Source organism: Marinobacter salarius, from assembly GCF_032922745.1.
In the GTDB taxonomy this organism is placed as follows: Bacteria; Pseudomonadota; Gammaproteobacteria; order Pseudomonadales; family Oleiphilaceae; genus Marinobacter.
Map to the genome: position 1 here is coordinate 3,250,732 of NZ_CP136693.1, position 20,028 is coordinate 3,270,759.

15 protein-coding genes are annotated in these 20,028 nt (G+C 51.4%); 7 read left to right on the plus strand and 8 right to left on the minus strand.

Features of this window, described 5'->3' with window-relative positions; all coding sequences use genetic code 11:
* Position 1 precedes the first annotated feature (1 nt).
* A complete protein-coding gene (locus R1T46_RS15020) occupies positions 2–1,720 on the minus strand; it encodes a DNA methyltransferase (RefSeq protein ID WP_317305981.1) in 1,719 nt (572 codons plus the stop codon).
* On the opposite strand from R1T46_RS15020, the gene R1T46_RS15025 reads away from it, so the two are divergent.
* Positions 1,719–2,663: an IS5 family transposase gene (locus tag R1T46_RS15025; protein WP_041657592.1), complete on the plus strand. Its 945-nt coding sequence runs from the start codon at positions 1,719–1,721 to the stop codon at positions 2,661–2,663. The two genes, R1T46_RS15020 and R1T46_RS15025, sit on opposite strands and share 2 nt — an antisense overlap.
* Positions 2,664–2,781: 118 nt before the next feature.
* Here R1T46_RS15025 and R1T46_RS15030 read toward each other — a convergent pair whose 3' ends face one another.
* The 7 genes from R1T46_RS15030 to R1T46_RS15060 form a co-directional block, all read right to left on the minus strand.
* Positions 2,782–3,918 carry a DNA methyltransferase gene (locus tag R1T46_RS15030; RefSeq protein ID WP_317305982.1) on the minus strand — a complete coding sequence of 379 codons (1,137 nt, stop codon included), beginning with the start codon at positions 3,916–3,918 and terminating at the stop codon, positions 2,782–2,784.
* Positions 3,919–3,930: 12 nt separating this feature from the next.
* Positions 3,931–5,202 carry a hypothetical protein gene (locus R1T46_RS15035; protein ID WP_317305983.1) on the minus strand — a complete coding sequence of 424 codons (1,272 nt, stop codon included), beginning with the start codon at positions 5,200–5,202 and terminating at the stop codon, positions 3,931–3,933.
* Between the two features lie 70 nt (positions 5,203–5,272).
* A protein-coding gene (locus R1T46_RS15040) for an IS3 family transposase (protein ID WP_156105448.1) occupies positions 5,273–6,435 on the minus strand; the annotation gives its coding sequence in 2 pieces (ribosomal slippage) (positions 5,273–6,180 and positions 6,180–6,435; 1,164 coding nt in all).
* Positions 6,436–6,486: 51 nt separating this feature from the next.
* The gene (locus R1T46_RS15045; protein ID WP_317305985.1) at positions 6,487–7,062 is read right to left on the minus strand and encodes an ATP-binding protein; all 576 of its coding nucleotides are present in this window, start codon (positions 7,060–7,062) and stop codon (positions 6,487–6,489) included.
* Between the two features lie 207 nt (positions 7,063–7,269).
* Positions 7,270–11,004, minus strand: a complete 3,735-nt coding sequence (locus tag R1T46_RS15050) for a DUF6079 family protein (RefSeq protein WP_317305986.1) — start codon at positions 11,002–11,004, stop codon at positions 7,270–7,272.
* Positions 11,001–11,516 (minus strand): BREX-3 system P-loop-containing protein BrxF, encoded by a 516-nt coding sequence (brxF, locus tag R1T46_RS15055; protein WP_317305987.1) that lies wholly within the window; start codon positions 11,514–11,516, stop codon positions 11,001–11,003. Before brxF ends, R1T46_RS15050 begins: the two co-directional genes overlap by 4 nt.
* A 9-nt stretch (positions 11,517–11,525) precedes the next feature.
* A complete protein-coding gene (locus R1T46_RS15060) occupies positions 11,526–11,738 on the minus strand; it encodes a helix-turn-helix domain-containing protein (protein ID WP_317305988.1) in 213 nt (70 codons plus the stop codon).
* A gap of 393 nt (positions 11,739–12,131) precedes the next feature.
* On the opposite strand from R1T46_RS15060, the gene R1T46_RS15065 reads away from it, so the two are divergent.
* The 6 genes from R1T46_RS15065 to R1T46_RS15090 all read left to right on the plus strand — a co-directional run bounded on the left by R1T46_RS15065 (position 12,132) and on the right by R1T46_RS15090 (position 20,027).
* The gene (locus tag R1T46_RS15065; RefSeq protein WP_317305989.1) at positions 12,132–13,574 is read left to right on the plus strand and encodes a hypothetical protein; all 1,443 of its coding nucleotides are present in this window, start codon (positions 12,132–12,134) and stop codon (positions 13,572–13,574) included.
* Positions 13,575–14,688: 1,114 nt separating this feature from the next.
* On the plus strand, positions 14,689–15,768 hold the full coding sequence (locus R1T46_RS15070; RefSeq protein ID WP_317305990.1) for a hypothetical protein: 1,080 nt from the start codon (positions 14,689–14,691) through the stop codon (positions 15,766–15,768).
* 79 nt (positions 15,769–15,847) lie between these two features.
* Positions 15,848–16,783: a hypothetical protein gene (locus tag R1T46_RS15075; protein ID WP_317305991.1), complete on the plus strand. Its 936-nt coding sequence runs from the start codon at positions 15,848–15,850 to the stop codon at positions 16,781–16,783.
* Positions 16,784–16,938: 155 nt separating this feature from the next.
* On the plus strand, positions 16,939–18,480 hold the full coding sequence (istA, locus tag R1T46_RS15080) for an IS21 family transposase (protein ID WP_317305993.1): 1,542 nt from the start codon (positions 16,939–16,941) through the stop codon (positions 18,478–18,480).
* A 12-nt stretch (positions 18,481–18,492) separates the two neighbouring features.
* Positions 18,493–19,248: an IS21-like element ISSpu5 family helper ATPase IstB gene (gene istB, locus R1T46_RS15085; protein ID WP_317305994.1), complete on the plus strand. Its 756-nt coding sequence runs from the start codon at positions 18,493–18,495 to the stop codon at positions 19,246–19,248.
* Positions 19,249–19,766: 518 nt separating this feature from the next.
* Positions 19,767–20,027 (plus strand): hypothetical protein, encoded by a 261-nt coding sequence (locus R1T46_RS15090; protein ID WP_091848198.1) that lies wholly within the window; start codon positions 19,767–19,769, stop codon positions 20,025–20,027.
* Position 20,028 lies beyond the last annotated feature (1 nt).

A 20,028-nucleotide genomic window follows, 5' to 3' on the forward strand; every position in this document is an offset into this window, starting at 1 on the left:
GCTATTCGCCTCCCATTCGCGTTACTGCCTGGTCGTACCACATCAGCAGCTTAGGATCTTCTTCCAACACCTTCTTTGCGATCTTATCCGCAACTTTGGTGATTGTTTCATAGTCACGGTCTTGCCACGCTTTTTTGAATCCTGCGCGGACTGCTTCCAAACGAAAAACCTTTAATTTGCTCTTAGTAGATTTGTATTCTTCGAATTCTTTGAGGAGAGCTTTCTCTCGCAGCTTTTCAAGATCACCCGCTTTGCTGGGATCAGGTACGTACCATTTATCCTTCGCCTTAGCTATGAGACCCGGAGCGTCCTTGCTGAGATTGCGAAGCTCTCTCCAATTGCTGGAAAGGTAGGCGTGAATCTGTTCGGGGACAGCGCCACTTCCGTCGTAGCGAAGAAAATTTTGTTCTAGTAGAGTAGAAAGCTCTAGCGACATTTCATTCTTATGCCACCCACCAAGCTCTTTTAAAAATTGGGGATGCAGCTCTTGGAAAGACTGTGGTTTCCTATTTATCTGCTGTTTCAACCATTGGATAGCGGATGCTTCATCTGAAACAAAAAACTCTAGCTGAAGAGCACCACTTGTAGTTAAGCGCTTCTTATCATATTCGGCTACTTGTTCGGCCAAAAAATACATGCTGTCCCTAACAGGGAAGCGCTGCTCAAGGCCGCTATAAAATTCAGACGCAGAAATGGGTATGGTCACTCCACGCTGTACGTGAAATGCAACCATTCGGTCAAAGAGTAAAAAGCTCTGTCTTTCCGCAACAATCTCTACCTTCTCATTTTTTTCGACGAATACCGGCAATTGGTTTAGATGAGTACGAATAAAATCCCAGACCCCATCTTCTGTACCAGCGATTAATTTGAAGCGATCCTCGAGTCCGTCATTTGGTTTGTAAGCAGAAATGACAAGATCTTGTTTCACGGATCCAGAAGTATAGTACTCTTGATTTATCGTCCCTTTCTTCTTATCAAGGGTTCTTACGTCAGCCACTACAAAACCTGCTTGGCTGATCGCTTCCTGAATTGCCGTCCATATAGAATTCTGTGAGTTATGAAATTCAACAGTCATCCAGCGTCCGGGTTTAAGTATTTCGTAGCATTTTCTAAAGCAGGATTTCATCAATGCGGTGTAATCAAATACATCCTTTTCTTGCGCCTCGCTCACCAGAGCTTCTTTAATGCTATTACTTTTAACACGAAGCCACGCTTCGGTAAGCCCATTCAATTCTGAGTACATAATATTGTGACCAAAGGGAGGGTCAATAAAAATGTAATCAATTGAATTTGGTGGTATATTTACAGAAGATAAATCTTGATTGGAGACGATAGCAGATCTTTTCTTAGATCTAAGAGCAGAAATGACATCTTTACTCTTATAAGCCAAAGCTTCGAGTGGGTTCTGCTCGACGGACAGGCCAGGAACATAAAGGGTATTCGCTAGTGGCCCGTTTATTCTACCTCTTGGGTTGTGGCTATTGACTACGAACCGATTTCTAATGGTTAGGTTTCTGTCAACCATTGAAGTGACTATAAAACGCAGTGCATTTCGAAGCCTATCTGATACCGATGCTAATTCGATTTCATTCCAAATAAATGCTAGTACGTTAAGTGTGCGTGGAAAGTAAAATCTGTGATACTTAGGGAGACTCTGAATAAGTCTCAAAATCAGCGATAATATGGCCATCGCCAACCGCATAGGATTCGTTGCCACCATGGATCAGATCACTTTCTCCGAAGCTGAGTACCAGACCAAGAAGCGCAAGACGCGTCGCGAGATCTTTCTGGAACGGATGGACAAGCTGATTCCGTGGAAGCAGTTGGAGAAGAAGGTAGCCCGTTATTACCCCAAGGGTCAGAACGGTCGGCCTCCGTATCCGCTGCCTGCCATGCTTCGAGTTCACTGCATGCAGTTGTTCTATAACCTGAGCGACCCGGCGATGGAAGACGCTCTTTACGAGATCGAATCCATGCGCCACTTCGCTGGCCTGAAGCTGGACCGCTTGCCGGACGAGACCACCATTCTCAACTTCCGGCATTTCCTGGAGCAGCACGGTCTTGGCAAGGCGCTGTTTAAAGAGGTGAATAAACACTTGGAGAAGAACGGCCTGATGCTGCGTGAAGGCAGCATCGTAGATGCCACCATTATTTCTGCTCCAAGCTCCACCAAGAACAGCACTGGCAAGCGCGATCCTGAAATGCACCAGACCAGAAAGGGCAACGAATGGCACTTCGGCATGAAGATGCACATTGGTGTCGACGATACGCTTGGCCTGATTCATAGCATCGATACCACCGCTGCCAACGTGCACGACATCGTGCCCACCGACAAGCTGCTGCACGGTGAAGAGCAACGGGTCTTCGGCGATGCCGGGTACCTTGGCATTCAGAAGCGGGATGAGCATAAGCACCGTGAAAACGTCTCCTGGTTCATTGCCAAACGGCCTGGCACCCGGAAGAAGCTGGATGCTGACAAGCTGAAAGCCGAGAAAATCAAAGCCAGTGTTCGTGCCAAAGTGGAGCATCCCTTCCGGTACATTAAACAGGTCTTCGGTTATAGCAAGGTCCGCTATCGCGGTCTAGCCAAGAACAACAACCGGCTGCATTTGCTGGCCGCGTTCAGCAACCTGCTGATTGGTGAAAAATACATGCTGGCGTAGGGCCAGTGCGCCTGTTTTTCGCCAAAATGGCGGGAATCGGGCAAGAAACACACAACTAACGGGAAAATAGTGTCTGAATCTTCGATTTTTTGCCGGTTAAACCCAAGATCGGCAAATATCAGCAGTTATTCAGACCTTCCTTAGTAAGAGACACAAGGTGCAGGCCATCTTTATAAAACCGGTCTGCTTTCGGCAATTCGCTGGTCGGAACCCAGCATTCACTCTTACCACTTTCCAACTGATAAGCTTTTTTCCTGTCTTCTTGCGTGGCGCTTTTATTGAATCGACGACCGGCGTACTCGTAATTCAAATAAACCAGCTCCCTTCTTGGCTTTTTATATATTTCGCCTGTCTCGGGATCGCTAACGGTCGTGAATGCGCGATTCAGAGTCCGCTTTTTCAGTGACGTCCCACAATGAGGACAAGGAAACGGATTTTTCTGCTCCCCTTTATTGAGATCTACAGCACCATCCCAGTAATTAAATTCCTTAGAGCAGTTCGAGCAAATAAAAACATCGCTCCACACACAGTACTGAATCACTCCCTCCTGCCCATCTTCATTCACAGTTGTGAAATATTTCTTGAATTTTTCCGTAGCTAGTTCAAGAAGTCTCGCAAACTGCCTCTCAACATCTCTACCATGTAGCTCTGCATTAACATTAGACGCGATAAAGCCTGGTAATACCGAAAGATCTAACAGAATACTATGTCGCATACCTATATTCGATTCTATTTCATTGTTAGACAATCGGACGCCGCATTCTCTCGCTGCAATCCCTGTCATGCCAGTACCACAGAATCCATCAAATACAATGTCACCTGGCTCGGTGTAATGCAGGATATATTGCCTGATAGCCTTTGGTGGGACCTTGGTGTGGTAGGAGTGCGCGTTGTAAATTGGGTCGTTTTTCCCCTCGCTCACATCGGCTGCAAAGGGCTCACGATGGTAATGATAATCTTTTGACCGCTCAGGTTTCTGCTTCTCCCACTCGGCGATGAAATCTGGGATCCACGGATTAGGGCATGCTGTGTAGTATGGCGGATCACTAAGATTCAAAATGTCTTCATCATTGCCAATGGGAAAGCCTTCGATCTTACGGAACTCTGGGTCTTGAAGCTTTTTTCTCAGTTCACCAGAAAAGTGGGCTTGGCGAGCCTCATCGCCTTCAAAAGTAATGCCAAGACAAGTCACTAGACCAGACGAATTTTGCTCAACCGACTGCTCTTGCTCAGAAAATAAGTCGTCCATATTCATAACTTGCCCCAATTATTTGCTAGCTGCGGAATCGCGTGCATTTTGCTCCTGAGCGTACTTCTTCATACCGTCCCGTAAAATTTCAAGGAAGGTGTGATTTCTACTTTCCGCGTCCGCCACGATAGCGTCAAAAGACACTACAAACGTAGGCGTTGGAACGATTCGCCCATCAGGATGTGGAGTGTCGTATTCTTGATAAAAGACACTGCCTTTGGAAAAGAGAGGAGCCCATTTTAATTGTCGCAAGCGAAGAGCCATCGTGTCATTCACCTGCATGACTGCGTAGTACCAAATTCTCTGGATATTAGGACAGTGCTCCACCAATTTTACAGCTCGATCAAGCAATTGATTGATCGCGTATATATTATCCTTCTCGTCATCGGTCTTTTTCTTGATCTCGACAACAACTACATCCACCGCCTTTGCGTCAGCTGGATCTGCAGAGAAAATCATTGCGATATCCGGTCTTCCATCCTCTGCCGTATACTCTCCACCGAGTCGTACTGCGTTGATAACAGAATCCATCCTTTTCTCGCTTAGAATCGTTTGAAAAACCATGAACTTGTCATCCAATAGCCAGGCGTTGTTCTGGTATAGCTCGGACGCGATTGATTCCTGACCAAATTCCTTATAGCGAGGGACAATTAGATTATGTATATCCGCTTCGGCGTTTTGATCCGACATTTCCTTCATGCGGCCTATAATTTTCTCTCGGTAAAGCACATATTCGGTCAGCGTTCGAGAGGACAATTCGAGTGATTTTTCGTAAGCAGCATCGCTAAGCGTTTCACATTGAAGAACTTCTTTCTGAACACGGAAAAATTTTTGCTGAGCAACGGTCAACGCGTCATCTTGGTCTATAAGCCCAACTGTATCTTGTTCAAAGTATCCCAATAAATGTGGAAACGTTTTTTCAAACTGAGCTTTGGTTTTTTCATTTCTTTCGTTAATGATCGGAATCTTTTCCGCCAGTACCCTGCCGAGCTCACGCGTCAAAAATCTATACAGACGAGCTTCCGGTATGCCTTCAGGAAGAACTAGTTTTTGACGTGAGGTATCTGAACTCGACTGAAAGATCTCAGACTCAAACAAGAACACGCATAGGTACCCGGCTGGAAACGATGAGGCTGGGAGAAGGTTGGCAGGTATAGTTCGCCCATCAATACTGAAAGCAGTGAGGCTGCTCCCCTTCCCTGTCACTTTCTCGATGTGATAAAGCATGTCTATAGATGTGATTGCGTCTAATGTGTCATCTTGAATTGTTACTTTGGCCATCGATGGCAAGTCGTCTTCCGTGACGGTTGTTTTATGAGGGAAGAACTCTTTTTGGGAATTACTCTCCCGGGTGTAGTGGTCAACTAATCCCGGACAGTATTTTAAGTTTTTCTTCCGCGACTACAGGTGGCATGCCGTCATTGAATGTATGGGGACGCTGCCGGTTGTAGTAGTCCATCAGGTAGTCACCAATATCCTTTCTTGCATCAGGAATCGAGCGGTATCCAAGTGATGGGATCCATTCGCTCTTCAGGCTCCGGAAGACCCGTTCCATAGGGGAATTATCCCAGCAATTTCCCCGACGACTCATGCTTTGCTCCATGCGGTAACGCCAGAGCCTCTGACGGAATAATCGGCTTGCGTACTGACTGCCCTGGTCAGAGTGGAACAGAACCCCTGTCGGTTTTCCCCGTTGTTCATACGCGTGATCCAGTGCCTTTACGACCAACTCTGCATCAGGCCGGTCTGATAGCGCCCAGCCGACCACACGGCGGGCATAGAGATCCAGAACAACCGCAAGATAGCTCCATCGCTGACCAGCCCACACATAGGTGATGTCACCGCACCACGCCTGGTCTGGGTGGCTGACGCTGAACTCACGATTCAGCCGGTTTGGAATGTCGGGCCTTTCCACAGTGGCCTGTTTGTATGCGTGTGGGCCAGGTTGCTTGCAGATCAGTCCCAGCTCACTCATGAGGCGGCGAACCTTGAAGCGTCCGATCACAACGCCTTCCTCATTAAGCATGGCGGTGATCATACGGCTTCCCGCTGAGCTTCGGCTCTTGCGAAAGATCCGGTTCACATCGGCTCGCAGAGCCACTCGCGTGGCATCCACTACGGACCGCCTCCGGCGATAGTCGTAATAACTGGATCTCGACACTTCAAACGCTTTACAGACCATCTCAACCGGCTCCTGCTCACTCAACTGGTCTATCAGCGCGTACGATTCATCTCGTCCGACATCAAGAGAGCGGTAGCCTTTTTTAGTATCGATTTCTCCCGTTCCAGCCTCTCACAACGGGCTTCCAATTCCTGGATTCGCTGCTGTTCCGGGGTCATGGCTTTGGACTTGGGTGTAACACCGCCACGTTCTTCGGAAAGCTGTTTTACCCATCGCCTGAGGGCGTTCTCGCCGACATCTAAAGAGCGACTGGCTTCGGCAACACTGTAGCCCTGGTCAAGCACCAAACAGGCAGCTTCCTGCTTGAACTCTGGTGTAAAAGATCGTCGTTTTCTGGTCATCAGACACCTCGCTTATGGTGGCGATATTACCACCTACGTTGGTGTCCGGAATCATTGAACCACTACACGGGTTGATAGGTCGATTTCTATCCGAAACGGCTTCCCCTCTCTTTTGCGAGCGGCAAACGTTGGAAGAAATTGCTCTATAATCCTAGACTTAAGTGCGTCGGGCTTCAGGTCTTCATAAGATTTAACCTTCTCCTTAACGAAGCCGGAAAACGTCAACGATGTCCTGCGGCCCTTCTTCTCCTCGACGGTCTCAATAGGGGCATTACCGTCAAAACCTTTTCTGAACGTGAAATGTCGATAGTTTGTTCCCCAAATACTGGATATTTCAACTCGCTCAAAATAGTTTAAAAACACAAGGCGGCCCAGGCCTTTATGAAATTTGTCCCTTGGTTTCAAAAGCATTTTGAATCGTTCAAAGTTCTCATCGGTAAAGCCGTCGCCGTTGTCCGTAATGGTTATCGTCAGGGTATCGGGCTTGTCGTACGCTTGCAGGTCGATCTCCATTACAATTTCAGTCGCACCAGCGTCCAGCGAATTCGCCAACGCCTCGAAATAGACCAGTGTCAACGAAGGATTGGGAAAAAACAGCCTTATCGCGCTAGATGCTTCAATTTCCATGAGATTTCTCGCCGGAGTCGTAACGGTCTAAAATGTTAAATTTCTTAGCTCGGGGCCGCCGCAGCATATTGTAGTTTTGCCAGTTGAGCCTGGCTCATAACTTGACGCTGCCGCACACAGCAAATGCCCCTGTGTTTGCCCTTCAATAAGGTTTTCAGGGCCGAGTGACGCCTTAAGTTTATGTTCCTGGATGGTCAAAGCGCGCAGTTACTCCAAAACCAGCCGAACCTTAGCTGGGTCCTTCCCTTTGGTGAGCTGATCAATGTATTCCTCGAAGCGCTTTTTCATTTCTGCCGGCGTGCCTGGGCCGTCTGTGACCTGCAGGGCCTGTTGTAGCTCCTGCGCATGGATAGTGACTTTGACCAGCCCAGATAAAACCTCCTTTAAGGCGTGGACGATATTACTGTCCAAGGGCACTGGCAGCTCCTTTGTCTTCATGAAGGCTTCCAGGGGCTCGCGGTCGTCGACTTTCAACAGATCCATATTGGCCTGGGTGATCGGGTCTTCCAGGTTACTGAGAATTGTCGAGGTCCAGGCTGCCACCATGGCATCGAGCTGGGTTTCCATCTGGTCGATCATCTGGGAGCCTGCCGCTGTATCGGTTTCCACCGAAGGCCGAAAATTGCAGTGCGGGCAGACAGGTGATGACTCAAGGTTTTGCTCGGTTAGTGCAAAACAGCTCTTTAATCCCGCCAACCGGTTCTGATAGTCGGTGAGTTGTTGCCTGGGCATCAGGTCGATACCGGCCAATTTGAGCAGAGTCTGCAACCGCTGGTCATTCAGCAGACCTGCCTTACGCTTGTCGTCGTTTACCCCCAGCCGAGCCTTGGTGTGAAGCCCAATATAGGCGACGATGTAGTTTTTTTTGAGGCTAGAGAGCTTGGCACCGATGTCCTGTGATTGGGCCGACAGCTTGGTCAGGTCCGCTTGTCTGAGCTCATCCAGCACATCCTGCCGGCTGGTCTTCATGCGATCCACCCAGTCATGGTCAGCCGGCAGCACCGTCTCGGCGCTGGAAAGCCAGAACGCCGTCTGACCATGTTCCATGACGAATTCGCGCAGGGCGTCCAGTTCGTCCAGAATCGTGGCGGCTTTTTCGTGGCTGACAACTTCTGACGCGCTGTAACGAAAGTTTTTCAGCTTGCCCGGTGAGGAGTAGGCCTGAAGCGATTCAAAGAAGGTCTTCGCCTCATCCAGTGCGCTAGCCTGACTGGCCAGATCAGTGCCCGAGAGTAGGTCCAGGCCCCAAAAAGAGAGCCCATCGCGCATCGTCTGCTGAGCCATAACAATGCGCTTGACGATCTGGTCCACGGCGTGTTGCAGATTTTGCACCGGTTCATCTTTGCCCTGAGTCACGAGTTGAGCCATGCCCGGTGTCATTCCGAGCAGCTCAAACAACGCCTTAAGCGCAGGCAGGTTCCATTCCTTGGGCTGCTCCAGGTGCTTGAACCGGACCAGTTCATCCATGCTCGCTGCGGCAAGCTGTTGCAGCCCGGTCGCGTCGAATTTCTTGCCCGGTATGGCTAGCACGATGTCACCGGAGTAAACCAATGCCGCCATGAGTACAACTGCCCACTCCGGCTCCAGGCGCGCGCCGCCCGGATTCATGTATTCAAGCCCGTGATCATCCTGAATGATCTCGCTGCGGTTCACCACCTGGCCATGGCCCTTGGCCTTGATAGCCTCAAGGATCAACTTAGTGTATTTCGATTTGTAAGGCTCAACCTTCTCCCCGTCCAGTAGTTCCAAGGCGTCTAGCACAGCGGTTGCCTGCCTGGTTCGGTTCTGCCCGGCAATGGCCCTTAAGGCGTCCTGAGCGGCCTGGGTGCGGTTACTACCCGTAATCAGCACCGAAAAAACCGGGTACTCCGGTGCCTGGTTCTCAAAGTTGGGGGCCAGGCAGAGGCCTGCAATGGTATTGACAAGGTCGCGGAAATTGATGGTTTCATGGGGCGAAAGGCCAGATAGGTCGCGAACAGATTTGCCCTTGGCCCATTCGGCAATCGATTTGGTGCGGCCCTGATAGGCGACTTCGAAGGCACTGGTCATGTGCTTTTGCAGCCACCGGACCAGTTCTTTCAAAAAGCCATTGGCTTTTGATTCATAGGTGGCCTTGGCATGGCCGGACGATGTGGCCGCAAGGTCGAGGGCAGCTGCATAGCTTTTCAGTGCAGTCTGAAATACCTCGTCCGTGCCTTTCAGTCGGAAGAAAACCTCGTCATTGGCTTTATCGTCTTTGAAGCGAGGTGGGTCGTTGGGCTGGATAAAATAGAGATAAAAGTCCCTTTGCGGCACGGCCGTGGACCGTTCGTTGGGAGCTCCAAAAAAGAGATAGCCGGTACGGGCAGCTTTGCGTTCCTGCCAGACCAACTCATGCTGCCAGATTTTATAACCGGTAACGTGTGTTGGCGTATCCTGACACTCCATCACCCGTTTAAGCGCTTCGTAATAGAAACGATCGAGCTGGTTTTGCCCGAGCGCTTCAGCGCGTTTGTCAATCAGCGCGTCGAAATCATCGGTCTTTTTCAGGTCCAAATAGAACTGGTGGTTATCCTTGTTCTCTGAAATAAACTGGCCACTGACTGCGCTGTGAATTTTGCGCAAAACGGTTTCTACATGGGTTTGCAAATCCTTATCAGGCTCGTCGCTACCCATTTCCGCAATCAGTGGTTCAAACAGACAGAGGCGATCACGCAGTTCTGCGGCCGACGCCCCGATGGGAGAATATATATCGCCGGTTGTGAGACGGTGTACCGATAGCGCATGAATCAAACGCAGTGCCATGGGTTGATAGCTTTTTGGTGTAAGCGCATTTTCGATGCGAGACTCCAAGACCTGACTGCACTCAATGACGGCCCGAATTTCGGGGATAGCGCGGAATGATGCATTCTGCTTGAGTGTGTTCCAGTAGCTGTCAAAGGCAATCAGGCCAGGTTCATCTGCTGGAACCTTTTTGTCCAGAACTCCCTTCATCCCCATGGATAGTGTTTTGAGCACTTCGCGTTTTTCCACGACAGTAACCCGCTCGAAGGTATCGATGTAATCCGGGTGTACCGGGAATAGACGGACGAATTCGTCCATGCGCTCGTTAAGGCCATCGTAGTATTTGGCAAAGGGCGTAAGATACTCGCGGATCTTGGCTTGCTGCTCGACGGTCTTTTTAAGCAGGCGTTCGGCCACTACGAATTTGACGTCATTGCGTGCGATAAGGATCTGCTCGAAGCGATCCTTAACCCTGCGGATACTGTCAGAAACAAAGGCAAAACGTGGGCTATCGAAGATAGCTTCCTGGACACCTGCCAGGAAGCGGAACCGCAGATCTTTACAGACCTCGCCCACTTCACGGAGGAAGTTCAGGTCGAGGATCAGCTCTTGATCCTTACGTGTGCGCAGGTAGTCGAGGAGCTCATCGACGACCAGAAGCAAACCATGCTCGGGGTAGACATCACCGAACTTGGTCATCATATCTTCAAAAGCGCGTTTGTGGCTGGTAATGGTGTCTGCTTCGGGGAAAACGTACTCGACACCGAGTTTTTCCAGGTTTTCCTCCAGCTCTGCCACCAGAATGTCCCGGAGGGACATAGTCGTGGCGCCGATCTCCGTGCGGACGACTTTGAAGCGGCCAGCGATCTGCGTTGCGGCGGCACGAACTTCTTCGTTTTTCAACCCGTCAACCAGAGAAGCGTCGGCTGCCAGACTGGAGACCACTGACATCAAATGCGATTTACCGGTGCCGTAGTTACCCACGACCAGTAATCCTTTGTTATCCACCGGGTGCTCAAACTGCATCTGTGGAATGACAAGCTGCGTGAGCCGTTCAGCCATCTCTTCTGAAATAACATAAGTATTCACCAGCTGAAGTGCGGCAGTTGATTTACCTGCGTCACGCAGCTGAACGACCGACTCAATGGGGTCGAACTGAATAAGTTCCCCGTACTTCATGCTTGCCCTGCCTCTGTATTGTTTCTTGTTTCATCGATTGTGGCCGCTCCATCCATGCCCACTATAAGAGCATCAACCGAATCATAGCTGCGATATTCAGGGTGATCCGGCTCAGCGTACGAAAGTCGTCCTGATGTGACCGCTCCATTCCATGACGCCACCACCGTATGGTTCCTCGCTATACTCTGGAGCAAACGCAAAGGATCTTGCTTGAGCTCCTTGTCAAACAAGATCTCGAGGTTATCTAAAACCACGGGGGCATTAGCCTGGTCCGCAATCTCATCAAGGATGCCAGGCAATCGCAAAGCTCGCTGCTTTGTCGTCAGTTCAAGCAGTTCGCTTGAGAGCGCCAAATTCACGTTAATGACAGAGGTTCCGAGCTCCTCCGCGACATCCCTAAGCACACTGGTCTTACCGGAGCCTGTCTCGCCGACCAACAGCACCAGGTGATGGTATAAGCCTTCGGCCGCTTGGAGTGATCGATTTATTTTGCTGCTTATTCGTTCGGCCATAATTATCTTTTACTGGTCGGATTCTGGCTTGGAGGGGTGCTCTGCGGCTCCGCCCGCCTTCACCCACTCATCTACTTCCACTTTTTTAAACTTCCAAAAGCGCCCCATGCGGTGGGCGGGCATTGAGTGTTTCTCTATCCAGCGGTACACAGTGTCGTTGCTGACACCCAGATGCTTACCGATTTCCTCTACGGATAACCAGCGGTCGTCCATCTCGGCCATATTTTCGCTTCCTATGGGCGATGGGTTGCCACCTCACCAGAGGCGACGCGGTCTCTTGGGCGGAGCAGCCCAAGACAAGTTGACCCTTCAATATATATGGGCGCCACTATGCTTACAACCGATTTGACCCGTATAGACCTGCAAAGACGGGCAAGTATAGACGCACGAGATTACCGCTTTTAGCGACACCGTTCCGAGAACAAATCGCGAGATAATGGAATCTCAGGCCTCTCTGACCCATTAAGAAGCTTTTCAAATCATCTAGAAGGCATCTACTGATTCGCAAAATGAAACCAAGATTTTGGCCGAGATCCGAATGCAGTTAGTGGATCCACCTCTCGCACAAGAGAAAATTGCTAAAATCTCCACAGGAGTGGCAAGGGATTTGGTGCAATGCAGTCAGAATCGGACGATAGCAGGCTCGAGAGAGACCGGGAGGAGCTGTTCCACCTTGTTTGGTCCATGCCCAGTGAGCAAGTCGCTGCAAAGCTGGGGATTTCAGGTCCTGCACTCACGAAACGATGCACCAAGCTTGGCATTCCCAAGCCACCTCGTGGCTACTGGGCGAGATTCAAGGGTAATCCAGATCGCCCTATTCCACCGATGACTGCGTATATGGACGTGGTGAGGGCTCAACTAAAGCAAAAAACTATCCCCCCTGGACTTCATTTATCAGAGCGGAAAAAGGAACTGTTCGAAAGGGCTGCCGAGACCATCCTGAATCAGAATCCCCAGTTGGGGCGATTCGAGTTCAAAGGGTCAATGCTTACACAAATTGAGCCCTCGCTGGCCTCATCAGTGTTAACCAGCGCGGTCAAACACTTTGAAGAGTTCCTCCCAAAAACACCATTTGTTTCTGCACGACAAGTTGCTGCCGGTTTAATGGATGCCCTTTTGCCACTGGTCGCCAAGCATGTATTAGTATTCCCGAAATCTGAAAAATACAGCCATCGGACCGAGAACGAATTCGTTGTGGTCCGCGTTTCCGAGGAACTACTACGGCACCTTGCCAATGCCAAGCGATTAGTTGATGAGCTGCAGCTGGCCTTCTCAGCAATCCCCCTGAATAGCTCAGAGTATTGCCAGAGCGTTCGGTATATCTTTTCGCCGAAATCGCATTGGATCGCCAAAGCCGATCTTTGCGTGTCGGGAACACATGCTTGGCTCCGGATTGAGCAACAATCACCCGCCGAGGTCTATGAGACGGATCAGGTTCCAATTGATCACCTGGGACCGCTATCTTTTTTACCTGAACGGCAGCGCATTACTCACATCGACCCAGAGGTTCGAATATACCGAGAAGACTGGAATCTACTACAGACACTACTGGAGGCTGAAGATATGCATACACTCAGCTCCTCTGTCGTGTATGACCTTCTGGATTCCGATTTACACCTGAAGCTGGCGCGTGCTATGAAAGTCTGGTGGCCCAACGAACAGTTCCAGGCGCTTCAGGTACTGCAAGATGGGTTGGCCTCTGCCGAACAAAAAATCGAGCAATGGGAATCAGAACTTGAAGTTGCCAAACAGCGAGTTTGTGAAAAGATCCTTGGTGTTCGCCGCGGGGATATTTTGCAGGTTATGCAGCAAGGAAAACCCGGGCGTATCCAAGTCGAAAGACTGGATGTGTTCAAGTATGAACACAACGTGACCTTTATGGCTCATGGCAAGCTGTTCAGAAAAGACGGGGTGGTCGGAAAGCGAAATGAAACATTGTATTTGTCGGTGCCAACGTCCATCGCTCGTCAACTGACCGGCTATAAAGAGCCACCTCCCTCATCTCCGCAACAAGCCCCACGAACCTACCCATACTCGAAATGGAATTGGGGACGCTGAGGGTGTACCGCCAGTGAACCCATGGGTACACCCCGCCCGATATCCAAACCCAGCATCTGCCACACCGGTGTACCTGTAGGTTCACTGGGGGTACACCGCTTCCTTCCAACTCAAATTCTGTTCTGAAGTTGATGTACCTGCAGGTTCACCAGCGGTGCACTATCTCTGAATTGGCCGAACTCGCAGAAATTACGGCTGTACCCACAGGTGCACCAGCGGTTCACTCTTTTACCTAACATATCGCGCCATCTGCCCTTCAATGACGCCCAAGACATGCTAACTAACCCTGCCTCTCAGATGTTTATAAAACAGGTTTGGGAGCACAACGCGGATTCCAAATCAGATTCGCCAGGCAAGCATGGCTCCCAAATCTCAGAGTGATTAAACAAATTCGAGATTTGGGAATTGGGTGAAGTATCCAAATCAGATACGCGGGCCGTGGCACCTATCCAAATCAGGCGACATGGTCACATGATGGAATCTGCCTGATTTGGATTTGAATGAAATTCCCAAAACGGCAGAAAGGTTGGAATTTATGGTTTCAATCGAGTGGTAAAAATAGCTCTACGTAAGCCCACCGAATATCAATCCGGAAAAAACCAGATTTTTCCTCCAACTGCGCTGCCGACGATTTATCTCCGCGTCTGTAAATTTCAAAGGGTCCCGATGGGACGATTCAAACAACCAATGAACGGAGATATGAAATGAGCAAGAAACCTTCAAGCAAGCCCATGACCGCCGCAGATGTGGCTAGGATCCAGAGCGCCACCGCCAAGCAATCTGGCGGTGGAGTTAGTAAGGATTCGTTTGTCGCCAGGGCTCAGAGGACTGTTGCAAAAAAGGATTCTAAATAGGCATTACAAGAGGGCGGGCCTTGTGCCCGCTCTCTTGTTGCGGGAGAGTACGATGAAACGAGTAAGCAGCGATAAGGATATAAATCAATTGATTAAATAGCTACTTCAGAACGGCTGGCGATATCAGTCTGGCAAAAAGCACGGGAAAATCGAACTACCTGGAGTAGGCAAAGTGGTTATTCCGACGAGCCCCAGCGACCGACGGACCCTACAGAATCTCATTCGAGATATTCGTCAACTTGAGCGCAGGGAGGCGACTCTTGCATAGCACTCCTGCCTATCCGAACCACCTCGAGATCATCAGGTCACTTGCACGAGCATTTGACACAAAGGGATCTGATAAGTGGATTGATGACCATGCCGGTAAATGGGATTTTGATTATAGAGCCATTCCCGTCGCAACCGACAAGGTAGTCTATGAACCGCTATCACGATACATCGGAGAGGATTTTGGGCGAGATGTGGCCGCCAAGTTAACCGCCTTCTGCAAAGCATACAGCTTGTTTGTTTCGAACCTGAGCCTAGAGGGAATTTCTCGCACAGAAGCTTTGAGAATTCTCTCGAGTCACCTATTCAGCTCGTTTGGAGCTGAAGCTTTGAGAAGCGCCAGCAATAACCTCGACGGTCCATCCCCAGAACAGTTTATGACGCCTGGAAAGCAAGCCATTGCAACTTTGTTCGAATGGTTCGAGTTATCGGTACCTGGCTGGGACGATTTCTATGGCCAACTCAGCAAAGAAGTGAAAGACCGCATGCGACGGTGGCAAACGGGCACACAGCTTCCTGCTCTGAGTTCGCTCGGCGCCCTCTTTTCTAAACAAGATGCTGGCAAATTCTTCGATGAAATACAGAGAACTCGATTGCGAGCGCTGCTCGTTACAGCGCGAGCCGTTGATTATTACCGAGCTCTGACTTTTGGAGAGGTTGCAATCGAACGGACACAGGGCCGCTCTCCTGCAAACCCTCAAGATATCCACTCTCGAATTGTTGATGAGTGCTTGTTAAAAGCTCCCCAATTCAAGCAGATCGCGAAGCTGAATACGATGCTCGCAACGCTACTGAATCCTGGTCGTAAAAAGGCATCCACGGATCAAGCTTTCACCCAACAGCTACTCACGCATTTTAAGATCTTTTTGCAAAAGGTTGCCCCCTCAGGCTCGCTCTCCTACTGTCAAAGCTGGCATGAAGCGCGCTGGCTCACCCTCTCAGGAAAATTGGATCGTGCCGCTGAGGCTTACCAGAGAGCGTTTGAGCAGTCTTATTTTCATGCAGGGCCAAATCAGGGCCTAATTATCCAAGAGGCCCTGGCCGTAGCGGCAATACTCCCATCCCCCCCCTAAGACATTTCTCAGGCAACTTCGAAATGCGCAGGTAGTGCTAGGGCTCGAAGTACCCCTGGATCTCGGAGACAGAACCGCTGTGTCGTCACGATACGACAAACATCTTGAAAACTGGTTCATCCCTCAGTATCGCGGACATTTTCCAAGGATATTTCCTTTTGATGGTGCGTTCCCCGGAACAGAGTACCCGCAGCAGGAGCCAGACTTCCTTGGATCGATTCTTGTAACTGATGAGGACCTCGCCAAGAAACCCTCCACCAAGGATCCAAATCGGAAGATAAAAATCGGCCAGCTTCGCCAGAAACGAATGCCCCAACTTACCTATTTCGTATGGAGGGAAAACGCAGACGCTGTAGAAAAACTTCTGGACGCTGGCGCCAACGTGAATCAATTGTCCGATGCGGGCGACTCAGCATTATTGCAGGCTGTGCAGTTGCTGGATGTCACTACCCCGAACCAAAAGCCAGGTGATGATTCGTTTTTCACTTTGCTGAGTGAAAAGCCACACGAGCCAGAAGTTTTGAATGCGACTACGCAGAAGAAGCGCCTATCCCTGCTAACAGCCGCTATCAATACCAACAGGCTCGATGTGCTGCGAAAATTACTTGATATGGGTTGCGCGCCAGATTCCAGAGCCGGCATCGAGCTGAGCACACCCCTGTACTACTGCATTCAAAAAATTGGATTGGTAAAGGGCAAGAGTGAGGTCTTAAAACAGATAACACAGGTTCCCCAAGATCAGGTGCTACTTGAAAGCATCCGGCGATATACCTCAGGGAGTCTTGGTATGACCCTCGAAGCCCAGCGGCAGTATCTGGAACGAGTCGCCTCCAACCCTAGGTATAACAGCATCCACCAAGCGGCCGGAAAAATTCTGGTTGAAACAGAGCGAAAGTCGTTTGACCTGGATGTTTTACGGGCTATGGCCGGACTGCTCATCGAGCAGGGAGCAAACACCAACGCAGAACAGAATTACCCCATTCCAGTGCGTATTCCAGACCAAGGTTGCCACTGATTCCAGACGAAGTCTGCCACCCATTCCACGCGAAAGCTGCCACTAATTCCACGGCAAAGCTGCCACCCCAGCAGACTGCCTGAAGCTCCATCAAAATCGTCCGGCGCGGGATTACTTAACGGTACTCTGACCCTTTTCATCCGGAGATGGGCCAGATGCCAGCGAAGAGGTTATCCATGCGTAAAATCAAAGAAGTCCTTCGCCTCAAGTGGGAGCGAGGGCTGAGCAACCGCCAGATTGCGGCGGCCTGTGGCGTTAGCCGCCCCACCGTAAGCGACTACCTGCGCCGCACGGTTGAGGCCGGTCTGAGCTGGCCGTTGCCAGCGGATATGGATGAGGCCCACCTGGAGCGGTTGCTGTTCCCGCCGCCACCGGACCTGCCGGCACAGGCCAGAGGTATACCCGACTGGCAACACATCCGTGACGAACTCACGGGCAAGAACGTCACCCTGTTCCTGCTCTGGCAGGAGTACCGGCAAGCCAACCCGGACGGTTATCAGTACAGCTGGTTCTGCGAGCACTACCGGGCCTGGCGGGGCAAGCTGGACCTGGTGATGCGCCAGGACCATCGGGCCGGTGAGAAGCTGTTTGTGGACTACGCTGGCCAGACCGTGCCCGTCATTGACCGCACCACCGGAGAGATCCACGAGGCACAAGTCTTTGTCGCGGTGATGGGTGCATCCAATTACACCTACGCCGAAGCCACCTGGAGCCAGACATTGCCGGACTGGGTCGGCTCCCACATCCGGACCTTCGAGTTCCTGGGCGGAGTGCCGGAACTGGTGGTTCCGGACAACCTCCGCTCCGGCGTCAGCAAGGCCCATCGCTACGAGCCGGATCTCAACCCAACCTATCAGGACATGGCCGCCCATTATGGCGTGGCCGTTGTCCCGACAAGAGTTCGTAAGCCCCGTGACAAAGCCAAGGTGGAAGGCGGTGTATTGATCGTCGAGCGCTGGATCCTGGCAGCCCTGCGCCACCGTCAGCACTTCTCCCTAGGTCAACTCAACGCCACCATCCGTGAGCTACTGGAGAAGCTCAACAGCCGCCCCTTCCGCAAGTTGCCCGGCTGTCGGCGTGACCACTTCGAACAGCTGGATCAACCGGTTCTACAGCCGTTGCCGGCAGAGCCGTATGTCTACGCAGAGTGGAAGAAGGCTCGGGTGCATATCGACTACCACGTGGCCATCGACGGTCACTACTACTCAGTGCCCTACACACTGATCAAGAAAGAGGTGGAGGTTCGCATCACCCACAACACCATCGAATGCTTTTACCGGGGCAACCGTGTCGCCAGTCACCGGCGTTCCGATCAGAAAGGGCGACACACCACGATTGCTACCCATATGCCCGAGTCCCATCGCCAGGCGGGCGAGTGGTCGCCGGAACGGCTCATCGCCTGGGCGGCCAAAACCGGACCGGCGACGGAGAAGCTTATCCGCACCGCTCTGGGTGCCCGCAAACACCCTCAGCAGGCGTACCGCTCCTGTCTGGGCATTCTCCGGTTGGGGCAGAGCTACGGCGAGTCGCGGCTGGAGGCCGCCTGCCAGCGAGCCCTGATGCTGGGAAGCTGCCGCTACAAGAGCATTGAATCCATCCTCAAACACCGTCTGGATCAGCAGCCCCTGGAAGAGCAACAGGAACTGGCCTTGCCCGACACCCACGACAACATCCGTGGCCCCGCCTACTACCACTGAAGGATCTCTGACATGCTAAAACATCCCACACTGGACAAGCTCCACGCCCTCAAACTGACCGGCATGGCCGCCGCCCTGGCGGATCAGTCGGCCACCCCCGACATCACCGATCTGAGCTTCGAGGAACGCCTCGGGCTGCTGGTCGACCGGGAAATGACCGAGCGAGATAACCGGCGCATGACCAGCCGGTTGCGCCGGGCTAGGCTGCGACACACGGCCATCCTTGAAGACATCGATTACCGGAACTCACGGGGCCTGGATAAAGGGCTGGTGCAATCACTGGCCGGCTGCCAATGGGTAAAAGAGCACCTGAACGTGCTCATCACCGGTCCCACCGGGGTTGGCAAAACCTGGCTGGCCTGTGCACTGGCACACAAGGCCTGCCGGGAAGGCTACACCGCCCAGTACGTCCGCCTGACCCGACTGCTACGGGAGCTGACCATTGCCAAGGGCGATGGCCAGTACGCCAAACTCCTGACCAACCTCGCCAAAGTCGACGTCCTGATCCTAGACGACTGGGGGCTGATGAAACTGAGCGCGGAGAACCGGAGAGACTTGCTGGAGGTGCTGGAAGACCGACATGGCCGGCGTTCCACCATGGCCACTAGCCAATTACCTATCGAGGAATGGCATGGCGTAATCGGTGACGCCACTCTGGCAGACGCCATTCTGGACCGGCTCGTTCACAACGCCTACAAGATCAACCTGCGGGGCGAGTCCATGCGAAAACAAAAGGCAAAGTTGACGGCCACCGAGACTTCGGAGTAAGAAGAGAAACCCCGCGTCGCTACGCTCCGATGGGTGGCAGCCTTGCTCCGATCCGGGTGGCAGGCTTCACGTGGAATGGGTGGCAACCTTCAGCGGTTTACGCAATTCCAGGCTATACCCCCCTTATGCTTGCAATTGAAAGTGATGAACTAGACCTAGTAAACAGAATGGTCAGCGCCGGTGGAATCCTTGAGAAGACGTACCTTGATCAAAATTCAGGAAAATGGGTGACGCCTTTGCAAATCGCCACTGAGTTCCAAGCCCACTCAGTACTCAAGGAGGTGTTCGGCAAAGGATAGGCCTCGCAGCTAACGATTTGGCTCATCGCCAAAATCCATGCCCTGACACAACAAACCGCTATTACTTGTGCAAAACGAAGGCAATTTTCCGCGGTCGTTTTGCACTTGCTCCTCCCAAAAAAAACGTAGAGTAATCTCAATGTCTGATCAGAAGTGCCTCTGAAACAGCACGCTTTTGGAGATCAGATGCGTCCAAACCAGTAAGTTCGGGAGATTGCCATGCGTCCGGTATCGATTGAGGATTTTATAAAGGTCGTTTTTGAATACGACAGCACGCCACCTGCCCCATCAACTATTCGTCGGCTTTGTGCTGCGAAAGACGAGTTCGGACTGGCAGTTATCCCGGGTGCCTTTAAATTGGGGAAAGCCTGGAAAATTGACCTTGACGGGTATTTTCGGGAGATGGAGCGTCGGGTGTCCGGATCGGACGCTGCAGAAGACGCCTTTATCCATGACTTGGCAAATAAACTAGCTTCCTAAC

Bases quoted from the DNA above. Each gene is read 5' to 3' on its own strand.
- R1T46_RS15050 (WP_317305986.1), bottom strand. From the start codon at position 11,004: ATGAAGTACGGGGAACTTATTCAGTTCGACCCCATTGAGTCGGTCGTT.
- istB (WP_317305994.1), top strand. From the start codon at position 18,493: ATGCTAAAACATCCCACACTGGACAAGCTCCACGCCCTCAAACTGACC.
- brxF (WP_317305987.1), bottom strand. From the start codon at position 11,516: ATGGCCGAACGAATAAGCAGCAAAATAAATCGATCACTCCAAGCGGCC.
- R1T46_RS15025 (WP_041657592.1), top strand. From the start codon at position 1,719: ATGGATCAGATCACTTTCTCCGAAGCTGAGTACCAGACCAAGAAGCGC.
- istA (WP_317305993.1), top strand. From the start codon at position 16,939: ATGCCAGCGAAGAGGTTATCCATGCGTAAAATCAAAGAAGTCCTTCGC.
- R1T46_RS15045 (WP_317305985.1), bottom strand. From the start codon at position 7,062: ATGGAAATTGAAGCATCTAGCGCGATAAGGCTGTTTTTTCCCAATCCT.
- R1T46_RS15060 (WP_317305988.1), bottom strand. From the start codon at position 11,738: ATGGCCGAGATGGACGACCGCTGGTTATCCGTAGAGGAAATCGGTAAG.
- R1T46_RS15020 (WP_317305981.1), bottom strand. From the start codon at position 1,720: ATGGTGGCAACGAATCCTATGCGGTTGGCGATGGCCATATTATCGCTG.
- R1T46_RS15030 (WP_317305982.1), bottom strand. From the start codon at position 3,918: ATGAATATGGACGACTTATTTTCTGAGCAAGAGCAGTCGGTTGAGCAA.
- R1T46_RS15065 (WP_317305989.1), top strand. From the start codon at position 12,132: ATGCAGTCAGAATCGGACGATAGCAGGCTCGAGAGAGACCGGGAGGAG.
- R1T46_RS15090 (WP_091848198.1), top strand. From the start codon at position 19,767: ATGCGTCCGGTATCGATTGAGGATTTTATAAAGGTCGTTTTTGAATAC.